The organism is Candidatus Villigracilis affinis, from assembly GCF_016705895.1.
In the GTDB taxonomy this organism is placed as follows: domain Bacteria; phylum Chloroflexota; class Anaerolineae; order Anaerolineales; family Villigracilaceae; genus Villigracilis; species Villigracilis affinis.
This window is the reverse complement of sequence record NZ_JADJKT010000027.1, coordinates 127,813-151,727: the sequence shown is the minus strand read 5'-3', so window position 1 is coordinate 151,727 and position 23,915 is coordinate 127,813. Positions and strand designations below refer to the sequence as shown.

Below are 23,915 nucleotides of genomic sequence, written 5' to 3'. Positions count from 1 at the left end.
CCAACAGCGGCTTTAGCAAAATAGACACACATCGCCTTATATGCTGGAGAAAATAAATGAACTGTCCAAAATGCAATACTGAACTTGCAAAAAAATATTACAAAGGCATGATCGAGGTGGACTCATGCCCCAACTGCCGCGGCATGTGGCTGGATTTCAACGAACTGGACAAGCTCGAAGATGCAGCCTTCGATGATGATGCCCACAAGGGTTCGCTGATCCATCATCAGGCTAAAACGGAATTCCCCTGTCCGCATTGCGGCACAGCCCTGGATGAATTCCAATATCGGTTGTATGACTTGAAGCTGGATTATTGCGTTGAGAACAGTCACGGCTTCTGGCTGGACGCAGGGGAAGATGAGCGCGTTATCGCGGCCATGCAAAAACGCTCAACCGAGGTCAAACGAAAACTGGATGCCGAAAGCGAGTGGAAGCAAGCGCTCAAAGGAATGCATTCTTTTTTGACGAAGAAAAAATAAGAATTACACTTTCCCGTCCTGCACCTTTGCAAGGTCGGGCGAGAAAAACGCTGCCAAAGCCAGCGTGCCAACGAACCACAGCGGCACCCACCAAAAAGATTGATTCTGACTCCCCGCTTGCATTTGCACCAGCGCCATGCCATACCATGCGATGGCATATGAAGCCAGTAAAAATATTCTCGATCTCCAACCCGCCTTCACAAATGAAAACATCCAGAGCGGCAGGAGCAGGACAAAATCCCAACTCCAAACATAAGGTGTGATGAGCGTTGTCAGCGCAAGGCTCCACAACATGGCAAGGAAGGGCGGTAAATTCTTCCACAAAAAAAGGGCGGATATCAACCCACCTACCGCAATCACCATCCAGATCACTGTTCCCCACACGCCCAACGTTTGCCGCAAAATCGAAAACAGCGAAGGATGCAGCCAGGTGTAATTTTTCGCCATGCTTGTCAACCAGTCGGGAATCCATGCGGGGTGGGCGATGAACAAGGGCAGGCTCATCAACAGGGCCATGAGCAGGGTCTGTGCGCCGAAAAGAAACATTCCCTTGAATCCGCGCTGGCGGAATTGGAACACGGCCAGCCCAAACACGGCGAGGATTCCCAATTGCGGCTTGGCAAGTGCCAGCGCAAGGAAAAACGCCGAAGGCCAGTTGCCATATTTTCCGATCCAATGCGCCGAAAGCATCAGGCACAACAGGATGGTGATGGAAAATTGCCCGAGGTTGAAATGATTCAAGACAAAGGGAAAGAAGAAACACAACAAGGCCAGCGCCGCCGTGTTGTACAGCGAACGGCCTTTTCCCTGCACCAGAAAAACGACCATGCAGATCTCAATAACATTGAAAATGAACCAGGTTTGCAGTGCGGTTTCTTCAGAAAGCCAGCCGAGCGGAAAAAAAAATCCGACCGCCATGGGAAACCAGACAGCGGGCAAAACAGGATTCAAACTGGCGGTATCATACGGGCTTTGTCCATGCACGAGCAGATATACAGGCCCCCAAAGTTCGTTGTAAAAATCCATGCGTGGAAGGATCAACGGCTGAAATAAAACAGAAATGACCACAGCGATCAACCCCAGCGCAAGAATGGAAGCGAAGGTATGAAATGTCCTTTTCTGCTCAGGTGTTAATGGTTCACCCTGGAATTTGAACATGGCCGAATCATACTTCACTTTTTAATCAAAAAGTCCTCCCCGATCTTTTCGAGGAGGACTTTGTTTTTTACGCCTTGCTTCTTCGCAAAATAAATTTCGTGATCTCTTCGGCCACCGCAGGCATCAGCGCAAGCCCAAGCACCAATCCCCACTCACGTCCGCTGAGGAAGTGAGTATTGAAGATGGGCTGAAGGAAAGGCACTGCGCACACGATCAGCAGCAGCGCAATGGAAAGCCCCACGGCATACTGCATGTACTTGTTCGAGAAGAATCCGATCTGGAAAATGGAGGCACGTTCCGAGCGGACGGTATAAGCACGGAACAATTCAGCCAGCGACAACGTGACAAAGGCCATCGTCTCCGCGGTTTGGACATCCACGCCGCGCCAATCATGCGCGAGGACAAAGGACAACACGTTCGCCCCTGACGGGAGGACTGCTCCTGCTTCGAGATGCCACACCAACCCCATGACAAACGCTCCAAGCACGGCACTCGTCTGCGCGATGGTCTGCACGACAATACCGACTCCCATTGAGCGGTTGACGATGGGTTCGTTCTTGGCTCGCGGCTTCTGATCCATGATGTCAGGATCACCCTTTTCCATGGCGAGAGCCAGCGCGGGTGCGCCATCGGTGATGAGGTTGAGCCAGAGCAATTGGATCGCAGTCAACGGCGCGGGCAGGCCAGCCAATGTCGCAAGGAAGATGATCATGATCTCAGCCACATTGGACGAGAGCAGGAAGAACACGAATTTGCGAATGTTGCTATAGATGATGCGGCCCTGTTCCACAGCCGAAACAATGCTGGCATAGTTATCATCGGTGAGAACCATGTCTGCGGTTTCCTTGGCGACATCCGTGCCCGTGATCCCCATCGACACGCCGATGTCGGCGCGTTTGATGGCAGGAGCATCGTTCACACCGTCACCGGTCATGGCTACGATTTCATCATTCGCCTGCAAGGCATCCACGATGCGCATCTTGTGTTCGGGGGAAACACGGGCAAAGACATCGGTATCTTCGATGATGTTCTTGAGTTCGGTGTCGTCGATCTTGTCAAGCTCGGCGCCTGTCATTACTTTTTTACCGGGGCGCAGCAATCCAATTGACTCAGCGATGGCTTTGGCTGTATTCGGGAAGTCACCTGTGATCATCACCGTGCGGATGCCCGCATGGCGAGCTTTTGCGAGCGCGGGTTTCACTTCGGTGCGCGGCGGATCGATCATGCCCAACAGGCCGACGAAGACCAGGTCTTTTTCAAGTTCATGGGTCTTAAGGTCTTCAGGGTTGTTGGGAACATCTTTATCGAGACGATAGGCAAAGCCAAGCACGCGCAGGGCGTCTTTGGTCATCGAATCATTTGCAGCAAGGATGCGGTCCTTGGCTTCCTTTGTCATTTCGCGCGGCTTATCATCCATGCCTTGATATTTGGTGCAGAGTTCCAGCACGATATCAGGCGCGCCTTTGACGGCGATCACATCCCAATCCTTGTGTTTTTCATCGTAGAACGGAGATGGGTCGGTTGATTTGGGATCACGCACATCATGAATGGTGATCATGCGCTTGCGGTCTGAATCGAAAGGCACTTCATTCTCGCGCGGATAAGCGTCATCGATATCCACGTGAATGGCACCGGCCTTGGCAGCTGCCACTAAAAGCGCACCCTCTGTCGGGTCTCCAACGATGCGGTAGGTTTTTTGCGATTCGTTTTCGCCTGTCGTTTCGATGGTCGAGTCGTTGTTCAAGATTCCAAGCCACAGCGCGGAAAGGATCGCAGGATATTTCGTCACATCCACTTTTTTGCCGTCGATCTGGAATTCGCCGTTCGGCGCATACCCGGTCCCCGTCACATGCACAAATTGATCGTCGGCCCACACGCGGGTGACGGTCATTTCATTTTGGGTCAGGGTTCCAGTTTTGTCGGAACAAATTATCGTGGCCGAACCAAGCGTCTCAACGGAAGACAGTTTTCGGATGAGTGCGTGGCGCGTTACCATTTCCCGCATGCCCAAGGCAAGCGAGATCGTCACAACAGCGGGGAGTCCCTCCGGCACGGCGGCAATCGCAAGGCTGATGGCGATGATGAAGACTTCGGTAATCTCCGAGGCATATTCCTTGAGATATTCCAACGGTGCAGAGAATAACCCGCCAATCTCGGTGTAGTTTATGAGCGCAACAATGAAAACAACCGCCACGAGGATCAACGAACCGATGCTCAACGACCTGCCAAGCTGGTCGAGCCTTCGTTGAAGCGGAGTCTCCTCTGTTTCAACATTTTGAAGCATGGTAGCGATCAAGCCAAGCTGAGTATGCATGCCTGTGCTGGTGACCACACCGCGTCCGCGCCCATAATTGACGACCGTTCCCATGAAGGCGGTGTTCTTTCTATCGCCAAGCGGAACATTCTTTTCAAGCACGGTCGCCGCGTTCTTTTGCACAGGAAGCGATTCACCTGTAAGCGAAGCCTCTTCCACACGCAGGTTGACAGCTTCGAGCAGGCGCAAATCTGCGGGAATAAAATTCCCCGATTCGAGGAAAACGATATCGCCCGGCACAAGGTTGTAGGATGGAACCGCACTGCGCACGCCATCGCGTATCACTTGCGCATCGGGCGCGGCAAGTTTCTTGAGCGCGGCCAACGCCTGCTCCGCGCGCTGTTCCTGCACAATGCCAAGCACGGCGTTCAAAACAACGATCGCCATGATCGCGGCAGCTTCCACGTAATCACCCAGCAGGGCCGAGATCACAGAAGCCACGATCAACAGAATCACAACGAAATTATTTAACTGCGCCCACAATAGGGCAAGGAAACCTGGCCGCGGCGCTTCACGCAATTGATTGGGGCCATAATGCGCGAGACGTTTTTCCACCTCTTCAGAAGACAATCCCATCTCCTGAACTTCAAGGTGCTTCAAAACTTCATCCGCTTGCAGCGAGTGCCACTCCCGTTCCTTCATCTGATCAAGTGCCATTTGGAAACTCCTGAAATAAATGTTTTTTTCCAAGCCTCAAAATTGGGGTACCCGTAAAATTAAAACGAGACCACCACAGCCTCCGTGATGGTCTCGCCAACGTCTTCCAACGTATGAAATGCCGATGGCGCGCAGTGCGTACCAATGGAATGACGACAATTCATCCTGTGGGGAAACAGGCGGCTACTCCCCAAACGCTATGAGTGTATCCACATGCAAATGGATTGTCAAGCGGTGCGGCGTCCAAAAGGTGTTTGGATGGGATACAATTCGCACATGACCAAATTCAAATCCCCCATCATTTTGTTTTTCCTCACAGTCATTGTGATCGCACTGTTCACCATTCTCGGTCCGGAAGAAAAGTCACTCGGGTCGAATGTGCGGATCGTCTACCTGCATGGAGCCTGGGTGCTGACCGCTGAGATCGCCTTCGCCGCCGCGGCTCTCGCTGGACTTTTGGGATTGGTCCTGCGAAAGGACATTTTCCACGCCTGGAGCGCCGCCCTCGGACGAACAGGCATCATCTTTTGGATCACCTATCTGCCGCTTTCGTTATTCGCCATGCAATCCAACTGGAACGGATTGTTCCTCGCCGAACCGCGTTTCCGCCTCGCCATGATCTTTGCCGTGACAGGCATTCTGCTTCAGGCTGGCTTGTGGCTGTTCAATATTTCATGGCTCACCTCGCTTGGCAATATCATTTTCATCGTTGTCCTGCGCGTGATCTTTTCCACTGCCGAAAACATCATGCATCCGCCTCCATCCCCGATCTTCAACTCAGGAAATTACGTCATCATCGGCTTCTTCGTCGGATTAAATCTGCTGGCCTGGCTGGCGGCGTATTTCCTGACGCGTTTTTTTATGACCCTAAAATCAAATAGCTGAAGTTCAACTTGCGAATTCGATTTCAACTCGCCACATTCGTGTTCCTCCGCACCATCCTGAATACCGCTCACAGGATGGTGTATCCATTTTTATCTGTATTTGCGCGCGGCCTCGGCGTGGACATTGCGTCGATGTCGCTATTAATGACAGTGCGTTCCCTGATCGGGTCGGCAAGTCCGCTTTTCGCGCCCATCGCTGATCGCCGCGGACGCAGGTTCGGCATGCTGATGGGCCTGTCGATTTTCACCGCAGGCATGGGCATCGTCGCCATCCACCCATCCTACTGGACTCTCGCTGTCGCGCTCATTCTATCTGTACTTGGAAAATATATGTTTGACCCTGCCATGCAGGCTTATTTCGGCGACCGTATTCCCTACGGTCAACGCGGCACGGCACTGGCAGTGACTGAAATGGCATGGTCCATGGCATTCATTATTGGCGTGCCAGTGATGGGATTCGTCATCTCAAAATACACCTGGTCGGCACCCTTCCCCATTCTCGCTGCACTTGGTGTCATCGCCTTCATCATTATCTGGCGCATGATCCCTCACGAAGATGAACATCACGAACCCGTTGCAAACTCGCGGGATGGATATCGCGCCGTGTTCAAATCGATCCCTGCGCTGGCGGGAATTTCTGTTGCCATGTGGGCCAGCGCGGGCAATGAATTGGTCAACGTGATCTTCGGTGTCTGGCTCGAAGATTCATTTGGACTGAAGATCGCCGCGCTTGCAGGAGCCTCCGCCGTCATCGGCATTTCGGAATTAAGCGGCGAGGGATTGGTCGCCTTCACCACTGACAGACTCGGAAAACCGCTCGCGCTGACCATTGGGCTGGTCGGCAATGCCCTAGCCTCGATCCTGCTCCCGATCATTGGAACAACCCAGGTCGGCGCGTTGATCGGGCTCTTCTTCTTCTACATCACCTTTGAATATATTATGGTCAGCCACATTCCCATGATGACAGAGCTTGTCCCGTCGGCGCGCGCCACAATGCTTTCATTGAATGTGACAGGTCATGCCGTTGGCCGCGCCCTCGGCGCATTCCTCGCCGCCATCATCTACCAGAGATTTGGATTTGTTTTTGTTGCGCTTCTTGCCGTTGTTTTTAACATCGCTGGCCTGCTGGCCTTGAGGCAGATGCAAAAGCAAAGCTAAGCCGATCAAAGGAACCGCCATGAAACCACCCGAGATCATCTCCACCGAACGACTCATCCTCCGCAAACCCCGCATGGACGATGCGCCCGCAGTATTTGAAGGCTGGGCAAAATATCCTGAAGTTACCCGCTTTCTCACCTGGCGTCCGCACACAAGCGTGGAACAGACTCATGCGTTGATGAAAAGATCCATCGATGCGTGGGATGGGGAAGTGAATTTCCGCTATCTGCTTGAGGTCAAAGAAAACAGCGCCCTGGCAGGGATGATCGAATTGCGGATGGAGCCTTTCAAAATGAGCTTTGGATACACGGGCGCATTTGCTCAATGGGGCCAGGGATACATGACCGAAGCCGTACGTGCCTCCATTGATTGGGCTTTTCGACAGCCGACGATCCACCGTGTGTACGCCACAACCGATGTTGAGAATATCCCCTCGCGGCGGGTGATGGAAAAGGCAGGGATGCAATGTGAAGGGATCCTACGTAAAGACAGTATGCACCCAAATATCAGCAGTGAGCCGCGCGACAGTTATATTTTTGCGATTGTGAAGTAGCCTGGAGCGCGGATTGTAGTCCGTAACCTGTCTTATACCGCGCCTCTGCGGTAAAAATTGGTTTGCTGGTTTAATTTGTAAAGCACAAAAGTCTGCAATCCTAAAGGGCAACAAGCAATCCCTTTCGCTTATAATACGGGGCGTTCAAATCTGGAAACTGGAAAGACATGTCACTCATAACAGTAAGTTCACTTGCAAAATCATACGGCCCCACTGATATTTTCAGCGGGGTATCCTTCTCAGTCGTCAAAGGCGCACGCATGGCCATTGTTGGCCCCAACGGAATCGGCAAGACCTCGCTCATGCGCATCCTCGTCGGCGCTGACGAACCCACCTCGGGAACCGTATCCCGCACCCGTGGAGTCCGAATCGGGTATTTGTCGCAGGAAGCAGATTTCAAAATGACAGGCACCATCTGGTCGGCTTGCGAATCCGTTTTCGATCATTTCAAAGCAGAGCAGGAGGAATTGCATCGCCTTGAAGGGTTGATGTCGGACCCTGACCAACTCGAAGAAGTGATGGGACGCTACGGAAAATTACAGGAAGATTTCGAGCGGCGCGGCGGCTACACCTACACCACAAAAATCCGCACGGTCTTAACCGGTTTGGGATTCAGCGAAGCCGATTATCAACTTGACCTCGATCATCTTTCCGGCGGACAGCGCACCCGCGGATTTTTAGCGCGCCTCCTGCTTGAAGACCCCGACCTGCTCCTGCTCGATGAACCCACCAATCATTTGGATATCGCCGCCGTCGAATGGCTCGAAGGATATTTGAGTCAATGGGAAGGCGCGGCCATCATCATTTCGCATGACCGTTTCTTTTTGGATAAAGCCAGCAACGCCATTCTGGAAATGTTCCCCGGCGCAACAGAAATGTATCGCGGCAATTACAGCGCGTATCTGAAACAACGCGCCGAACGCATGGCTCGCCGTCAGGAAGTGTTCGACAGCGAAAAAGAAAAACTGCAAAAGGAAATGGAATACATCCGCAAAAATGTTGCGGGGCAAAATGTATTGCAAGCCAAGGGCAAGCTCAAACGGATTTCACGTTTGATTCAAGCCATCGAACAGATCGGCATGGAAGCCGCGCTCAAGCAAAAGTGGATCGAGACCGCAAGCGAAGTCGCTGTCACTACTTCCATCCTGAGTGTGGAGGAAGCGGGCCGCCGCATCAACGCGCTGCAATCCCCTGTGCGCCAATTGCCCAATTTGCACTTGCGCCTCGCACAGGCCGCGCGCTCCGGCGATATGGTCATCCGCACTGAAAAACTTGAAGTGGGATTTTCGGATAAATTTTTATTCCGTTCACCAAATATTGATTTACGACGCGGCGACTGTGCCGCATTAATCGGACCGAACGGCGCTGGCAAATCGACTTTTCTCAAAACGATCCTCGGTCAGATCCCGCCGTTGGCTGGTACGGTGACTCTGGGAGAGAGTCTGCACATTGGGTATTTTGCCCAGGCCCACGAAAGCCTTGACCCGAAGAAAAGCGTCATCGATGAGATCATCGGCGTGACAAACTGGCTCCCGCAGAGAGCGCGTGAGTATCTCGGCAAATATCTCTTCTCCGGTGATGATGCCTTCAAAATGGTATCCATGCTCTCCGGCGGTGAACGCGGACGTCTCGCGCTGGCCAAACTCGCCTTGCAAGATACGAATTTATTATTACTCGACGAACCCACCAACCATTTGGATATCCCCTCGCAGGAAATCCTCGAAGCTGTGCTCGATGATTACGAAGGCACGATCCTGCTCGTCACGCATGACCGCTATCTTGTGGATGCCATCGCCACCCAAATTTGGGAGATTGACACAGACGAATCGCATCTCATCATCTTCAAGGGTATTTACTCTCAATTGAAAGAAGAACGAGAAAAAGATTTAGCCCGCCGTGCCGCTGCACAAGCAGAACGCGAAGAGACCGAGTCTCACAAGAAAGAGACCCCGAAGGCGAAATCTGCGAATACGAAAGAAGACAGAAAAAAGAATGCAAAGCGGCAGGAACTGGAAAATAAGATCGCCGCACTCGAAGCGAAATTAAGCGAGATCGGCGAAAAACTGGCACACCCACCCAAAGATGCGGGAGTGGTCATCCAATTGGCGAAGGATTACGATCAAGTCCAAAAAGAAATGGATGAAAAACTGGCGGAGTGGGAAGCTTTGCAGAGATAAACCACCTTTTATTATTAGGAGTACCTCACATGTCTAAACGCGTAAAATTCGATTTTGAAATTGACTTTACCAACGGCGGCGGCATTCAGGGACAGGATTTTCGCCTGGATATTGACGGGGATGATATTGAAGATAAAACTCTCGCGGATTACATTGTGCAGGATATGCGCCTTCTGATGGTGGGAGAAGTGCGCATTTTGAACAAAGAGATCATCACCGAAAAGCATAAGCGCCAGGCAATCAACGCACAAATTGACCCATCTTACATTGATTTGAGCCATGTTATTCACGATGGGCTGGTCACCTACAAAGGATTACCTGCGCCCATCATCTGTGATTATTTGAGCCGTGAAGCTTCACGCGAAAGATATGCCGCAGGCACCGAGTTTCAGATTGGCAAGATCGAAATGGTGACGAATACCGGCACCTATGTGGATTGTCCGTTTCATCGGTATGAGGATGGCAAGGATTTATCCGAGGTCGATCTGGAAAAGTTTGTCGACCTTGAGGGCATCGTCATCCGCGCGGACTACCGCATGGGGTTGGCGGTCACGGCGGAAGCATTCAAAGGAAGGGAATTGCGCGGACGGGCGGTTCTCGTCCACACAGGGTGGGATGAACATTGGGCAACAGACAAGTATTATGAAAACCACCCCTTCCTCACCGAAGACGCGGCTATTTATCTGAAACAATGTGGGGTCAAACTCGTAGGCATTGACTCAATGAATATTGACGATACACGCGGCAACGCAAGACCTGTCCATTCGACATTATTGCGTGAGGAAATTTTGATCGCCGAGCATTTGTGCAATCTGGCAAATGTCCCAGATGAAGGCTTCACGTTTACGGCTGTTCCACCGAAGTTCAAAGGCGCGGGCACGTTTCCCGTCCGCGCGTTTGCGAGGGTGAAAAAAGCCGTTTCATAACAAATTCCTGCACGAAATCTGTTGAGTGTGAGGTAGTAACAAAATTAAAACAAAAAGGCTTTCGATGTTTTAGCATCGAAAGCCTTTTTGTTTAGTACTCTACAGCCCGTTTCAGTGATTTTGCGTTCTTAACCCAGGCCTTCACGTTACCCAACCCGGGCATTTGATTGACGATGTTTTTCTTCAGGTTCGCTTTGGTCATCAATTCAAGCAGGACTTCGGGTTTGCGGTTGGCAAGTTCCATTACTGTGTCTACGCCTGCGGCTTCGAGCAAATCTGAGTATTGTGACCCGATGCCTTTCACGCGGAATAGATCCGCGCGATTGACCCATTCGAGGATGGTCTTCGTTGTGAAGCCAGTCGCATTTGCAAGTTCCTGGCGTCCTTTTTTCGTACCACCCATTTTCAAAAGTGCACTGGTGGAACGAACTCCAGCTTTATTAAGTTTGGCGGCATTCGCGCTGCCAATCCCCTCAATATCTTTTATTGTAGCCATTTAATTCTCCTTTAAATAAAAGTATAGCACCTATAATCATAAAAAGAATAATTCATTTTACAAAAACCCTGCCAGAACAGAAAGTGCAAAATTCACTGCGTGTCTTTATGCCTTATTGTCTTTTTTATTTTTTCATAAAACGAGTTGTCCACTCAAACATTCGGGGAGGATGGTTTCAAGACAAACAGATATAATCTCCTTCTGAAAACCAACCGCGCAAAAAGGATATCTTCCATGCAACAATGGCTTTATCAACTCAAGCCTGCCCGCCTCGAAATGCTGACCGACGGACCGACACCCGAAGAGGCGGAGATCGTCTCTCGTCATTTTGCCCATTTGCAAGACCTCACCCAAAAGGGTGTGATGATCCTGATGGGACGCACGCAGAATAACGACGAGTCTGCTTTTGGGATTTGCATTTTTGAAGCAGAGGATGAATCAGCGGCGAGAATGATCATGGAGTCCGATCCAGCCGTCGGCGCGGGGGTGATGCGCGCGGTTTTGTATCCGTATAAGATCGCCTTGATGAGAGGCCAAACAGATTAAAGGAGTCCCATGGCAACAATCATTTTTAATGGAAAAAGCTACAATAGCCTCGAGGAAATGCCCGAGAAAGAACGGAAAGCCTACGATCAAATGATGGATATCTTTGCGGATAAGAACGGTAATGGCATCCCCGATTTTATGGAAGGCGACATGGTGCAGAAGGTGCTGGCGGCCAATTCCACGAGCCTCAACATCAGCGGGGTAACATATCACAACCTCGATGAGCTTCCGCCAGAATTGCGCCAGAGCGTGGACAAGGCTTTTCAAGTGATAACGAAATTGGGGATCATCCCCGGTGTGCCTGCCGAATTGCAAATGCAAACCCCGCAAGCAAGCCGTGAGCCTGCGGTTCAGTCCCAGCCTTTTGTTTCGCGTGAATATGCGCCTGCGATCCAGGAAGAAAGTGGAAGGAGTATCTTCCCGATGGTGCTCGGCGGGATCATTTTGTTCTTCTGCCTTGCGGCTGGGGTGATCAGCATTTTCTTTTTCATGACGCGATGAAGCTTGTTCTCATTTACACCTTGATCGCCGGGGTCGTCGCAGCAGTCACTGCGCCGATCCCGGGCACCTCCCTGCTGCTGACCGCGCTGGAAATCTACATGCTTGTTCATCTGGCAAAGGTGCATGAATATAAACTGGGATTCAAGGAAATCGGATATACCGCCGCCGCCATCTACGGGCTTTCCACCCTGCTGCAGGATGTGGCATTGGAACTCCTCACCTTTGTCCCCGTCATCGGCTGGGGTGCGGAAGTGCTCGTAGCGGTGCTTTTCGTTTTCTTTTTGGGAACGCTGGCGGATTTATATTTCAAAAGATAGAAATCGTTTCTTTACCAACTGTTAACCCACTTTTCAAATCAAATTAAGACCCCCACCATACAATTCTCTCACCGCCAATGAGAGAATCCCTGACCGTTCCCCACTACTACAATGTGTTTCCCACCGGGCATATCCCCATTCCTGTTTGTATTGGGGATATGCCCATGTCTGATTATGCCGTTCCTCAAAATGTTTTTGCAGAAACCGTTGCGACGCATATGCAGCGCAACAATCTGATTCCCGGGGTAATCGTTCTAAAAAGTGACAGGTCGATCGGGGTCATTCCCCGTCACAAAATGTTTGAACGACTCGGCAAAAGATATGGTGTGGAATTGTTCCTCAGAAAACCAATTGGCGAATTGGAATCGGAACTGGAGGTAACTCCTTTCATCCTGAAACATCACCTGCCGATCAATGTAGCCGTCAAACTCGCGCTCAGCCGTTCTGAAGGCAATATTTACGACCCCATTGTCGTTGAATATGAAGATGGGAGTCTGTCCCTGCTCGACATGTACGTGCTGCTTCTCACCCAATCACAGCTGTCAACGAATCTGAGCGGCATTATCAGTTCGCTCAACAACATCGAGACCATCCTTGCCAACGGAATGGCAGGAGCCAGCACACTGAACCTGATTCTCGAAAGCATGGGGTTGGTGGTGCCGTATCATCACGCGCGAATAATCATGCAGCATCAACATGATATCAGCGCCCTCGCCAGCCTGAAAGACACCGTCCAAGCCGCCCACGAACCGCTGGAAAGAAACGATGTTTATCGCTCGATCCTCAGCATCAAACAGCCATTAAGCCTGGAGGACGTACGCGTTGTCCCCACCTGGACTGGCGCGGATGCACCATCCATCACCCGCTCGTGGATGGGCATCCCCCTCTCGAATCAAAACGGGACCGTTGGACTGGTGACACTTTCAAGATTCACCTACTCCCCTTTTACAAGCAATGAAAAGGAACTTGGGCTGGTGTTCACCCGATACATCAGCGCCCTGCTGGCGGATCTGGCCAACAGGGCGAAAAAGACACGTTCGTATGAAAAGTTGCTTTAGTATTCTACGGCAAAGGCGGGACCTTGAGAATGAATCCCACTAAATAACCTGCCAGCGCACTGACGGTTCCAATGACCGCCATTTCAATTCCGCTTTTCATGGGCTTCCCCACGGTCACTTTTGCCTTATAGGCTCCGATGCCAAACAGCACCAACGCAGTGACCAGGACGGACAGCCACATACTCAGCGAAACAGACCAAACCATAAAGGGGAACAGCGGCACAAGCGAGCCGAGAATCGCCGAAATACCGACCACGATGGCGGCGCGCACCGCAGTCTTGCGGTCTACGGGGGCGAGGTTATGTTCCTCGGCCATCATCACAGCCACCCATACATCCTGATTCGCGGTGATCGTATTCACGATATGATCGAGCAATTCTCCTTTAAATCCCTTGCTTGCATAAATATCGCGGATCTCTTTTATCTCAAGATTGGGAGCTTCCAAAATATGCCGATATTCGCGTTCACGTTCGCTTTGATACAGGTCGGCATCTGCCAGAGTGGTGGTATACGCCACAGCACCCATCGAGATGGATTCTGCAAAGGTGGTGGCAAGTCCAGCCACGAGGACAATACGCGCATCATTTGTCGCCGCAGCAATACCGAGCACCACACCAAGGACGTTGACCAACCCATCCTGAGCGCCTAGAATAAAGTCTGAGAGACCCGAGGCTCGTTTATGCGGGTCAGTTTGGGTATGATGTAAAACTTCGTTAATAATTTTGTCGTGTAGTATGGGATCCATGCAACCATCATACTTTCACACATCGTCCTTGATAATTGACAAATGTCACAACTTTTCTCCAAGTCTCGTATAGTCTAAACCAATGGGTCATTGTGGCTTTATCGTGCGCTGTTTATATTTTGACATGATTACAAAAGGAGAAGTCATTTAATGAATAAGCGCACTCTCATCTCAAGTTTCGTTTTGTTGCTTTCCATGCTTGCATGCAATCTCCCGACTGGGAACCCTCCCCCCACGCAGACCCCCATCGTTCAAGTCATTACCGCCACACCGATGGACACTCCCATTCCAACCTTCACATTGATTCCCACCGAAACATCGCTGCCCACTTTTACTCCTACGCCAACCATTCCCATTGCATGGCCTTTGGATAAAGGTGTCAACTGCCGTTATGGCCCCAGCACCGATTGGGTTGCCACCAGTTCATTGCTCGTCGGTCAAAACGCAACAATACAGGGCAAGAACGGAGACGCAACCTGGTGGTATGTTACTGTTCCCGAAGACCCCGGTAATCCCTGCTGGATCTCGGCCAGTGTGACGGTGACCGCGGGCAATCTCGCGAATCTCCCAGTGATCAAGTCACCAAACGCTTCTGTGACCGGGGTCGACGTAAAAGTTGACCCGAAGGATATCAACCTGCCGGGTTGTCTTGGTCCACTGCAGCCGATCAAGATCAACGGCAGCATCACCGTCAACGGCCCAACTAAAGTGGATTGGTATTTCGAAACCCAACAAGGCGGCTCCATGGGAACCTACACTTTGGAATTCGATAAAGCCGACACGAAAAAAGTTGACGCCAATTTCACTCCCAGCCCCGCCGCAGGAGATTTCTGGGTAAAACTGATCACGGTTACACCCAACGGGAAAGTTGCCGAAACAAAATACAAGATCAGTTGTCCGTAAACCTCCCTTTGTATCTTCGCTAAAACGAACTCATCCCAGAATTGATCTTCTGAGGGTGAGTTCGTTTTAAGAACTGATGTTACGCACGCTGATCCAAGAGCAAGGGCTGAAATCAAGGCCATTGCTACGCTCAGGGCGACCTGATTATTTTTTTAATCAGCAACTTTTCCCATGCGGAATCTGTATTGATTCCATGAAGACATTCAAAAACATCCTGCTCGTTCTTGCCACAGGTTACATCTTCGTCTTTTTTTCAGAGCATCTTTTTTGGGCGCGCATCCGCCCCGAAGACACACTCAAAGGTTGGGTCAGCGCATGGATCGCCTACTCGCTCATGGCCTACATCTTTCTCGTCCTCGTTGCGCAATTCAAGATCAAATCCATCTGGCCGCTGTTTCTTGCGGGTGCGGCATTCGGCTGGCTGGCTGAAGGTCTCATCGTGCAAACGACCTACGAAATGCTGCCCCTCTCGATCTCATTTACTGGACTCGCGTGGCACGCACCCATCACGGTCTGGATCGGATGGTACGCGATTCAACGATCATTATCAACCAACGCCTCTTTCTCGACCTTGAAACTGGCCGCCATCATCGGGGCATGTTCGGCCCTTTGGGCGATCAACTGGTGGCTTGAGCCCGATGGAGGAGTCGCGTCTATTGCAGAGTACGCGAAATTCTCATTCGTCACAACCACCCTGGTCATCATTGCATATTGGCTGGCAAACTGGAGCGCATCCGCGCCGTTTCAACCCAAACGCTGGGTGACAATCCTGATCTCGTCGCTGTTTGTCCTCTATTTTATTTTTGTCACTGTACCCGCCGCCCCCATCGCCGTCATCATCCTACCCATTCTGCTTGGACTGGTCTATTTCGGCTTGAGAAATTTTCTCAAAAAAGAAAGCGATGGGTCACTGCTCGATCAATTCGCAGCCCCGATCCCCGCCTGGAAATTTCTCAGCCTGTTTACACTGCCTGTTGTAAATGTCATCTTGTATGCGCTTGCCCTATCGCTCAACCTGCAATGGCAGACAAACTGGATTCTGTATCTCATCACCACCCCGCTGGGATTTATCCTGTTCTTCATGAGTCTTTACAAGTCCACCCGCCCGCACTTGACAGAAGCCTGATTCCGCAGATAATTACGGGCAACCAATCAAAAAGGCTGTGACAGAGGAAAGTAAACTGACGGAAGTTGCCAGAGACGTGCAAAGCAAGCGGTGAAATTGCACCCGACGAAAATCAGTTGAAGTTCCCTCTTGAGCCGTTCAGGTGAATGAATTCTAGTAGTCTGAACCGTATTCTCCACGTTAGCGGAGAGGCTGATGTTAGTCAGCGCAAAGCGCATCGTCCTAAACAGGATGGTGAATTTGGGTGGTACCACGGGAAACTTCTCCTCCCGTCCCATTGTGGACGGGAGGTTTTTGTTTGTAAAGAGCAGGGAGTAGACGAATAGAGAGTAGATGAGTAGTTACTAGTCTCCATTCTCTAATCTCTACCATCTAGTTTTGGAGGCATATATGCAAGACAAATTAAACGAAATCGAAAAAGCCGCATTGGAGTCACTGGCTGTTGTGGATGATCCCGCCGCTGTTGAGGCATGGCGCGTGACCCACTTGGGTCGCAGTTCGGAATTGATGGGAGTCTTTTCCAGCTTGGGCAAACTCTCAAAGGAAGAGCGACCCGTTGTCGGCGCGGCGGCGAACCGTGTGAAGGTGGCGCTGGAAGCCGCTTTGGAGGAAAAAGCCGCAGCGGTGAAAAATGCCGCGTTGGCGAAATCCCTCGCCGAAGAAAAATTGGATGTGACCCTGCCCGGGCGCGCGAAGAATATCGGGCGGCTGCATCCATCCACACAGCAGTTGCGGCGTGTGCTGGCGATTTTGGCGGAGATGGGTTTTCAGGTGTTCACTTCGCGCGAAGTGGAAACCGATGACATGAATTTTCAGATGCTGAATTTCCCGCTGCATCACCCTGCGCGCGATATGCAGGATACGTTTTTTGTAGAAGCGGAAAACCGCGGTGATAATCCGATTTTGATGCGCACACATACATCGCCGGGACAAATCCACGCGATGCGTAAATTCGCTGCGACCAATCCGAGCGACCCGCCGCCGATCCGCATTGCGCTGCCGGGTATGTGTTTCCGCTATGAGCAGATCACGGCGCGGTCTGAAGTGCAGTTCAATCAGGTGGAAGGACTCGCGGTTGGCAAGAACATCACCTTCGCGGATCTGAAAGGCACGATCGCAGACTTTGTGCGCCGCATGTTCGGTGAAGGCGCGCGGCTGCGCTTCCGTGCTTCGTACTTCCCGTTCACGGAACCCTCCGCCGAAATAGATGTGGAATGTTTCGTGTGCGGTGGCAAGGGCTGCCAGGTCTGCAAGAATTCGGGCTGGCTTGAAATCCTCGGCTGCGGTATGGTTCACCCGAATGTGTTGATGAACGGCGGCTACGACCCGAAGGTCTACTCTGGCTTCGCCTGGGGTATGGGACCTGAACGTCAGTTGATGCTGAGAAACAAAGTCGGCGACATCCGTTACTTCTGGGGTAACGATGTGAGATTTTTGGAACAATTCTAGGTGATAAGAGATTAGAGAAAAGAGAGTAGAGAATAGTTATGAGCGTGGACGGATTGAAGCGGTTGAAAGTCTGGGAAAAAGCAAAGGATTTTGCTGTAAAAATTTACAAGCAGGTCTTGCCTTTACTTCCTCAAGAAGAAAAGTGGAGTCTGAACCAGCAAATACGCCGCTCATCAACAAGCATCTCAGCCAATATTGCTGAAGGACATGGACGGTTCTATTACCAGGATAACGTCCGCTTTTGTTACAACGCCCGCGGCTCTCTGGAAGAAACTCTCAGTCACTTGATCGTCTGTTTTGAAGCAGGATTGATCGCCGAAACGGTATACAAAGAATTGGAAAGTGAAGGCGAAGAGATCGAAAAATGTTGAATGGCTATATTGCTTTTCTCAAGAAGAGCAAACAAGGCGAAAACGAACCCGGTGCAAATCACAAAGTTCGTGAAGAAGCCGAACCCTACAACATCGAAACTTCTGAAACCTAGCCCTTCACTACTCTCTGATCATCTACTCTCTATTCATCTCCACAAGGAGTTACATTATGAAAATACCTTTATCTTGGTTAAAAGATTTCATCGATTTGAGCGGACTGTCTGTTGAGGACATTGCCCGTAAGTTGACCCTCGCCGGCATGGAAGTGGACGAGATTCTCTACGTCGGCTTGCCCATGCCTGTTTACAAGGAAGGCGAGAAGCACGAGTTCAAGACCAACGGCATCGGCTGGGATCGCGAGAAACTGGTCGTGGCGGAAATTCGTGAAGTGAAAGCGCATCCGAATGCTGATAAGTTGACTCTGCTCGACCTGTATGATGGTCAGCAGGATCAGGTGGTTCTCACAGGCGCGCCAAACATCTTCCATTTGAAGGGCGCAGGCAAATTGGAGAAGCCCATCAAGGTGGCTTACGCAAAAGAAGGCACGACGCTCTATGACGGTCACGCCGATGGTCAGGTGCTGATGACACTCAAGCGCGCCAAGATCCGCGGCGTGGACTCGTACTCGATGGTCTGCTCCGAAAAAGAATTGGGCATCACCGAAGAAAGCGACGGCATTATCATCCTCGACGATGATGCGCCCGTGGGCATGCCGCTCGCTGATTACCTGGGCGATGCCGTGCTGGATATTTCCATCCTGCCGAACATGGCACGCAATGCCAATGTGATTGGGATTGCGCGTGAATTGGCGGCGATGCTCGGGCGGAGAGTTGAAAGTTGAAAGTTCAAGTCACTCAACCTAAACCTTCAACCTTCAACCTATAACCGATCTGGTTGAAATTGAGATCAGCGACCCCGAACTCAATCCGCGTTTCGTGGCGGGATTGATCCGCAATGTGGAGATCAAGCCCAGCCCGTATCAAATTCAGCGCAGACTCAAACTCGCGGGCGTACGCCCGATCAACAACGTGGTCGATGCGACCAACTACGCCATGCTCGAACTCGGCGAACCGTTGCACGCCTTTGATTACGATGTGTTGAAAGCACGCGCTGGCGACAAGAAGATCAAGATCAGCACCCGCGCCGCAAAAGATGGCGAGAAACTCACCACGCTGGATGGAAATACGCGCACGCTCACTTCAATGAACGTACTCGTCTGCGATGAGCAAGGTCCGCTCTCGCTTGCGGGTGTGATGGGCGGCTCGGAAAGCGAAGTGTATGACGCCTCCAAAGAATTGTTGGACGCAGTCAGCAACGAAGCCAAGCCCGATGAAAAAATGCAACAGGGCAAGATCAGCATTCGCGGCACAAGCACCGTCAACGTTCTGCTTGAAGGCGCGGCGTGGAACTTCATCAACATCCGCCGCACGGCGAAACAACATAACCTTCCCTCCGAAGCCTCGTTCCGTTTTTCGCGCGGCGTGCATCCTGCACTCGCAGAAGGCGGCGTCAGTCTCGGCTTGAAATACATGGCCGAATGGGCTGGCGGCACCATCGCCCCCGGCCTCGTGGATACCTATCCCCTCCCGCCGAAAGATGCAGTCGTTGATGTAACCTCGAACGATGTCAAACGCTGGCTCGGCATCGACCTCACACACGCGCAAATTGCCGAACTGCTTTCGCGCCTCGAATTCAAATGCGAAGTGTCGAATGATAAAGTCCGCGTCACCTCGCCCAATCACCGCATGGATATCGGCGAAGGTGTCGTCGGCATTGCCGATGTGCTCGAAGAAGTGGCGCGCAGTTACGGCTACGACAACATCCCCACCACCACCATGTCTGATGCGCTTCCGCCGCAGGTTGGCAATCCCATTCACGAGTGGGAGGAACATCTCCGCGATCTGCTCGTCGCGCTTGGTTTGCAGGAAGTCGTTTCCTATCGCATGACCTCGCCCGAAAAAGAAGCGCGCATCGCAAAACATGCCGATTACGTCCGCATGGCGAATCCCATCACGCCCGATAAAAGCGTGCTGCGCCGCAGTTTGATCGCATCGGTGCTCGACTCGCTCGAAAAGAATATCCGCTACAGCGAAGCCTTCTCCTTCTTTGAAGTCGGTTCGGTCTTCGAACCGATCAAGAACGAACTGCCGAACGAACCGCGCAAACTTGCCATTGCGATGACAGGTCTGCGCGAAGCGACCGCGTGGGATGTGAAGGACTCTCCCAAACTTGACTTCTTCGATTTGAAGGGACGCATCGAACTCATGTTGAGCGGGCTGCGCCTCACAAACATTTCCTACACTGCAACAGACGCCTACTCTCACCTACACCCGGGCAAAGCCGCTGAAATCAAAGTAAACGGACAGGTCGTAGGCGCATTCGGTGAACTGCATCCGCTGGTGAAGGAACAATACGAGTTGGGCGACTCTGCCGTCCTCGTCGCTGAATTCGATTTGGAAACTCTCCGCGCTGTGGCTCCGACCTACGGAATCAAGACCATCCCTGAGACTCCGTCCATTTATGAAGACATCGCTCTCATCGTGGATGAATCAGTGCTGGCTGAATCTGTCGAAGCATTGATCAGGCAAACGGGAGGAAGAAGCGTGACCAACGTCCGCCTCTTCGATCTGTATCGCGATGAAAAGATCGGCGCGGGCAAAAAGTCACTGGCGTATAGTCTCACCTATCAGGCTGGCGACAAAACGATGACCGACGCCGAGGCTGCCGCCATCCGCAACAAGATCGTCAAGCGGCTGGAAAAGGAAGTCGGCGCGAAGCTGAGAAGTTAGTACCAATGGGATGCAAAATTTACTTGCATCCCATTTTTATTGAATGTATACTGCTAATGAAATCAATCAACTCATGAGGAGAAAATTATGAACAACAAGAATACTGGCATGATCGCCACCATCGCCACCGCTTTGATCTGCGGATGCTGTGCGTTATTCACCTGCGTTATGGGCATTGGTGGTCTCACAGGAAACGGGACAATGTCATTAGGAAACAGCACCCAACCCATGCCGCCCGCCGTGGGCGCGGTTTTTCTGTGCCTTTCCTTCATTATGATCATTATCCCTGTGGCAGTCGGTTTCTTTACCCTTCGCAAGAAACCCGAAACCATTGCCGAAGAAACCCCTGCCAGCAACGAACCCCTTCCCCCTGCTTCTTAAATCTGAAAAACATAAAAAAATCCTCCGAGTTTTCACTCGGAGGATTTTTAGTTTTAGGGCACAATGATCTTCAATTTCATGGAGCAGAATTCGGTCTTCCCGACCTTGATCCTCCATGTGGTGGTGTAGGTGCCTGGGTCCATCGGGGCCCACATCTCGACAAATATATCCGCCTTCTCACCGGTTGGAATGGAGGTGGGCATGTCGTACACCGCCAATTTGTGGAACTTGGTGCCGCTCACGAAGCGATAGTCCGCCGTGTTCACGCCCCAAGTCTCGGTGCCGATATTCTTGACTTGCCAGCGTGCCTGAAATGCCAGCCCGGGCACAAAACTGGTGTCGTCTGCCGGGCTTTGTGACAGAATCTGACAGTCATAGGGCTCGTCGGATTTTTCCGGTGTCGGCGTAAGCGATGGTACAGTAGGCGTTGCGAGCACGAAGATGAAAGTGTTCGTCGGAGAAGGGGTCTCCGAGGGCGCCCTTGTAAAGGTCGGTGCCACGGTCGCGGTCGGCAACAGTACAAAGGTCTGTGTTGCCGCCGCGCCCGCTGTTTCGGCGATGATCGTATTGACCTGCAAAAGGTCAAAGGTTGGAGGAGCATAGGGAGTGGCCAGTGGCGCACATGCAAGCAGCAACACAGTGATAAAAAGTATTGCCAGTGTCCGCTGATTCCGCTTGAGCATGAAATCCTCCGATTGGATTTTTATTTTACAAAGATCGCAACGTACGGGAAGCAGATCTGGCCCTGTACGACCCAAGTCATGACCTGGAAACCGGGTTCGTCGGGCGCAACCGCGTCAAAAACCACGCTGAACTGGTCGCCGGGGGCCATGGAGGGCAATTGCACTGTTCCAGCGCCGGTCATCTTGGGGCCGCTCCAATATTTGAGGTCATACCCGGCGGGCCATGTCTTTGTGCCGGTATTGAGAATAGTCCATTTAATATCAAACTCCTGCCCGTGAAGGAATTCCTGGTTGTCGTACGGACGCTGATGAATGATGTCGCAGGAATACTCCGCCTTGGGGGGAGCACCGCCGCCACCGGATGAACGTACAGTGGGGGTCGTCACAACGAACGGCGTCACAGTGGGAAGAGAAAACAATGTGGCCGTGGCGGTGGGAGTGAGTGTGGCTTGCGCTTCCATGGTCTGAGCGACAAAAGTGCTGACTTGATTCTGCGCTTCGACTGTTTGGGCAACGGCCGTCCCAATATCCGACTGCACGTCCTGTGAGCTCTGTGTGTTTTGAACCTGCTGGGATTGCTGGTTCGATGCCGTGGCAGGCAAACATGCGCTGAGGGACAGCGCCAGTATTACCAGAGTGATCATCGCTCGATTTGATTTTTTCATTATTTTCTCCTTCGCAAACTTTTATGGGATCCTTTAGTCTGTTTCGCCAGATCCAATGCCAAGCGGCTTCCACTTGTTTTCGTCGCGCAAACGATGCTGACCACCGCCACGATTATGAAGCTCGTCGAACCCTTCAGGCTTGATGAACAACTGCTCACCGTCGAGCATGCCGGTCAGCCCGGTCTGACCGGGTTCGGGGCGCTTGTTCTGACAGAATTTGCAGGTCTTCGGGTCGTGCGACTTGTATTCGGTCGGCTCTTCGTAGGTGGTCACATAGCCTTCATAGTTGCGGACGATGACCTTATGGTCAGACATGCTCAACATGTAATTTGGCATGACAGGAATCTTACCACCGCCGCCGGGCGCATCCACGATGAATTGTGGGACGGCGTAACCGGAGGTATGTCCGCGCAAGGCTTCGATGATCTCGATTCCTTTGGCAACGGGCGTACGGAAGTGCCCGGCGCCTTCAACGAGGTCACATTGATACAGGTAGTAGGGGCGCACGCGGATGCGGGTAAGTTTCTGAACCAATTCGCGCTGCAGGTGGGCGCAATCGTTCACGCCAGCCAGAAGCACGGACTGGTTTCCAAGCGGGATGCCTGCACGACTTAAACGATCACAAGCCTCGGCAAGTTCCAGCGAAATCTCATTTGGGTGGTTGACATGGATGTTCAACCACAGGGGGTGGAACTTGGCGAGCATATCGCACAGTTCCTGGGTGATGCGCATCGGCATGAAAACAGGCACGCGTGAACCGATGCGGATAATCTCGATATGCGGAATCTCACGCAAACGGGTGAGCAATTCCTCCAAAACCTTGGGAGCCAGCACAAGCGGATCCCCGCCGGAGAGGAGAACATCGCGCACCTGCGGAGTGTTCTTGAGGTACTCGATCTGCATCTCGAATTCCTGGCGGTTGAAGGTCTGGCCGGGGTCGCCGACGATGCGCGAGCGTGTGCAATAGCGGCAGTACGATGCGCACTGGGTCGTTACCAGCATGAGAACCCTGTCAGGATACCGGTGAACCAGCCCGGGCACGGGAGAGTGGCGGTCCTCCGCAAGAGAGTCCTCCATCATGGAAGTAAAGGCGTTCAATTCCTCAGAAACAGGAATGATCTGTTTGCGGGTTGGGTCATCCGGGTCATTCGGATCGATCAGGGAAATAAAGTAGGGGGTCACATCCACGCGGAACAGGCCTTGCGTTTGCAGGGCTTTGCGCTCGGAGTCGGTGAGCGGAAGGACTTTTTCGATGTCTTCAGCTGTGTTGAGACGATGGCTTAACTGCCAGCGCCAGTCATTCCATTTTTCGTCGGGGATATCGGCATAGATCGGTGCACGTTTTGACACAATAGGGGTGGGCATTTTTTCCTCCAGAAAGTTAATAAGATTTTTAAAAGTTAATACGGGTAATAACGCGTTGCTGCGCGTGGAGGGTCATGGTCGGGGCGAAAAAATCCTGCAAATTTCAGGTACATCATTCTCCGCTGGCGGCATAAATCGTCAAGTTTTTGAAATAAACCACAGATATATCGTGATTCCAGTTCAGTTATTTATGCGACGCTCTATAACATTGTAA

General features: G+C 51.8%; 24 protein-coding genes and 1 other annotated feature. Of the genes, 17 read left to right on the top strand and 7 right to left on the bottom strand.

What is annotated here, in order from left to right; all coding sequences use genetic code 11:
* Positions 1-56 precede the first annotated feature (56 nt).
* Positions 57-479, top strand: coding sequence for a zf-TFIIB domain-containing protein (locus IPI86_RS13170; RefSeq protein ID WP_345298469.1), 423 nt, complete (start codon positions 57-59; stop codon positions 477-479).
* 3 nt (positions 480-482) lie between these two features.
* On the opposite strand, the gene IPI86_RS13165 is transcribed toward IPI86_RS13170, so the two are convergent.
* Positions 483-1,637 (bottom strand): glycosyltransferase family 87 protein, encoded by a 1,155-nt coding sequence (locus IPI86_RS13165; RefSeq protein ID WP_345298468.1) that lies wholly within the window; start codon positions 1,635-1,637, stop codon positions 483-485.
* A gap of 67 nt (positions 1,638-1,704) precedes the next feature.
* Complete coding sequence (locus IPI86_RS13160; protein WP_345298467.1) at positions 1,705-4,608, bottom strand: cation-translocating P-type ATPase; 2,904 nt, start codon at positions 4,606-4,608, stop codon at positions 1,705-1,707.
* A 276-nt stretch (positions 4,609-4,884) separates the two neighbouring features.
* On the opposite strand from IPI86_RS13160, the gene IPI86_RS13155 reads away from it, so the two are divergent.
* The 5 genes from IPI86_RS13155 (at position 4,885) to IPI86_RS13135 (ending at position 10,306) form a co-directional block, all read left to right on the top strand.
* A complete protein-coding gene (locus tag IPI86_RS13155; RefSeq protein WP_345298466.1) occupies positions 4,885-5,493 on the top strand; it encodes a hypothetical protein in 609 nt (202 codons plus the stop codon).
* A gap of 8 nt (positions 5,494-5,501) precedes the next feature.
* Positions 5,502-6,650, top strand: coding sequence for an MFS transporter (locus IPI86_RS13150; RefSeq protein WP_345298465.1), 1,149 nt, complete (start codon positions 5,502-5,504; stop codon positions 6,648-6,650).
* Positions 6,651-6,669: 19 nt separating this feature from the next.
* The gene (locus tag IPI86_RS13145) at positions 6,670-7,203 is read left to right on the top strand and encodes a GNAT family N-acetyltransferase (protein WP_345298464.1); all 534 of its coding nucleotides are present in this window, start codon (positions 6,670-6,672) and stop codon (positions 7,201-7,203) included.
* A gap of 167 nt (positions 7,204-7,370) precedes the next feature.
* Complete coding sequence (abc-f, locus tag IPI86_RS13140) at positions 7,371-9,380, top strand: ribosomal protection-like ABC-F family protein (RefSeq protein WP_345298463.1); 2,010 nt, start codon at positions 7,371-7,373, stop codon at positions 9,378-9,380.
* Between the two features lie 29 nt (positions 9,381-9,409).
* Positions 9,410-10,306, top strand: a complete 897-nt coding sequence (locus IPI86_RS13135) for a cyclase family protein (protein ID WP_345298462.1) — start codon at positions 9,410-9,412, stop codon at positions 10,304-10,306.
* A 91-nt stretch (positions 10,307-10,397) separates the two neighbouring features.
* Here the strand turns inward: IPI86_RS13135 and IPI86_RS13130 are convergent, their stop codons facing one another.
* Positions 10,398-10,802: a DUF4332 domain-containing protein gene (locus IPI86_RS13130; protein ID WP_345298461.1), complete on the bottom strand. Its 405-nt coding sequence runs from the start codon at positions 10,800-10,802 to the stop codon at positions 10,398-10,400.
* A gap of 234 nt (positions 10,803-11,036) precedes the next feature.
* Here IPI86_RS13130 and IPI86_RS13125 point away from each other — a divergent pair, with 234 nt between their 5' ends.
* From IPI86_RS13125 to IPI86_RS13110, 4 genes are all read left to right on the top strand, one after another.
* On the top strand, positions 11,037-11,348 hold the full coding sequence (locus IPI86_RS13125; RefSeq protein WP_345298460.1) for a YciI family protein: 312 nt from the start codon (positions 11,037-11,039) through the stop codon (positions 11,346-11,348).
* 9 nt (positions 11,349-11,357) lie between these two features.
* Entirely contained in the window at positions 11,358-11,849 is a 492-nt protein-coding gene (locus IPI86_RS13120) for a hypothetical protein (protein WP_345298459.1), read from the top strand.
* Complete coding sequence (locus tag IPI86_RS13115; protein WP_345298458.1) at positions 11,846-12,166, top strand: hypothetical protein; 321 nt, start codon at positions 11,846-11,848, stop codon at positions 12,164-12,166. Before IPI86_RS13120 ends, IPI86_RS13115 begins: the two co-directional genes overlap by 4 nt.
* Before the next feature lie 164 nt (positions 12,167-12,330).
* Positions 12,331-13,224, top strand: coding sequence for a GAF domain-containing protein (locus tag IPI86_RS13110; RefSeq protein WP_345298457.1), 894 nt, complete (start codon positions 12,331-12,333; stop codon positions 13,222-13,224).
* A 4-nt stretch (positions 13,225-13,228) separates the two neighbouring features.
* Here IPI86_RS13110 and IPI86_RS13105 read toward each other — a convergent pair whose 3' ends face one another.
* A complete protein-coding gene (locus tag IPI86_RS13105; protein WP_345298456.1) occupies positions 13,229-13,969 on the bottom strand; it encodes a VIT1/CCC1 transporter family protein in 741 nt (246 codons plus the stop codon).
* A gap of 150 nt (positions 13,970-14,119) precedes the next feature.
* Between IPI86_RS13105 and IPI86_RS13100 the strand changes: the two genes are divergently transcribed.
* The 7 genes from IPI86_RS13100 to IPI86_RS13070 all read left to right on the top strand — a co-directional run bounded on the left by IPI86_RS13100 (position 14,120) and on the right by IPI86_RS13070 (position 20,988).
* The gene (locus IPI86_RS13100) at positions 14,120-14,872 is read left to right on the top strand and encodes a hypothetical protein (protein ID WP_345298455.1); all 753 of its coding nucleotides are present in this window, start codon (positions 14,120-14,122) and stop codon (positions 14,870-14,872) included.
* A 193-nt stretch (positions 14,873-15,065) separates the two neighbouring features.
* On the top strand, positions 15,066-15,998 hold the full coding sequence (locus IPI86_RS13095; protein ID WP_345298454.1) for a hypothetical protein: 933 nt from the start codon (positions 15,066-15,068) through the stop codon (positions 15,996-15,998).
* A gap of 28 nt (positions 15,999-16,026) precedes the next feature.
* Positions 16,027-16,278, top strand: a binding site (T-box leader).
* 110 nt (positions 16,279-16,388) lie between these two features.
* Entirely contained in the window at positions 16,389-17,447 is a 1,059-nt protein-coding gene (gene pheS, locus IPI86_RS13090) for a phenylalanine--tRNA ligase subunit alpha (RefSeq protein WP_345298453.1), read from the top strand.
* Positions 17,448-17,485: 38 nt separating this feature from the next.
* A complete protein-coding gene (locus IPI86_RS13085; RefSeq protein ID WP_345298452.1) occupies positions 17,486-17,818 on the top strand; it encodes a four helix bundle protein in 333 nt (110 codons plus the stop codon).
* Positions 17,819-17,987: 169 nt separating this feature from the next.
* On the top strand, positions 17,988-18,659 hold the full coding sequence (locus IPI86_RS13080) for a hypothetical protein (RefSeq protein ID WP_345298451.1): 672 nt from the start codon (positions 17,988-17,990) through the stop codon (positions 18,657-18,659).
* Positions 18,660-18,753: 94 nt separating this feature from the next.
* A complete protein-coding gene (locus IPI86_RS13075) occupies positions 18,754-20,607 on the top strand; it encodes a phenylalanine--tRNA ligase subunit beta (protein WP_345298450.1) in 1,854 nt (617 codons plus the stop codon).
* Positions 20,608-20,694: 87 nt separating this feature from the next.
* Entirely contained in the window at positions 20,695-20,988 is a 294-nt protein-coding gene (locus IPI86_RS13070; protein WP_345298449.1) for a hypothetical protein, read from the top strand.
* Between the two features lie 53 nt (positions 20,989-21,041).
* On the opposite strand, the gene IPI86_RS13065 is transcribed toward IPI86_RS13070, so the two are convergent.
* The 3 genes from IPI86_RS13065 to ablA are packed head-to-tail and all read right to left on the bottom strand — an operon-like array spanning position 21,042 to position 23,701.
* Complete coding sequence (locus IPI86_RS13065) at positions 21,042-21,671, bottom strand: NBR1-Ig-like domain-containing protein (protein ID WP_345298448.1); 630 nt, start codon at positions 21,669-21,671, stop codon at positions 21,042-21,044.
* Positions 21,672-21,691: 20 nt separating this feature from the next.
* Complete coding sequence (locus IPI86_RS13060; protein WP_345298447.1) at positions 21,692-22,336, bottom strand: NBR1-Ig-like domain-containing protein; 645 nt, start codon at positions 22,334-22,336, stop codon at positions 21,692-21,694.
* Positions 22,337-22,369: 33 nt separating this feature from the next.
* On the bottom strand, positions 22,370-23,701 hold the full coding sequence (gene ablA / locus IPI86_RS13055; RefSeq protein ID WP_345298446.1) for a lysine 2,3-aminomutase: 1,332 nt from the start codon (positions 23,699-23,701) through the stop codon (positions 22,370-22,372).
* Positions 23,702-23,915 lie beyond the last annotated feature (214 nt).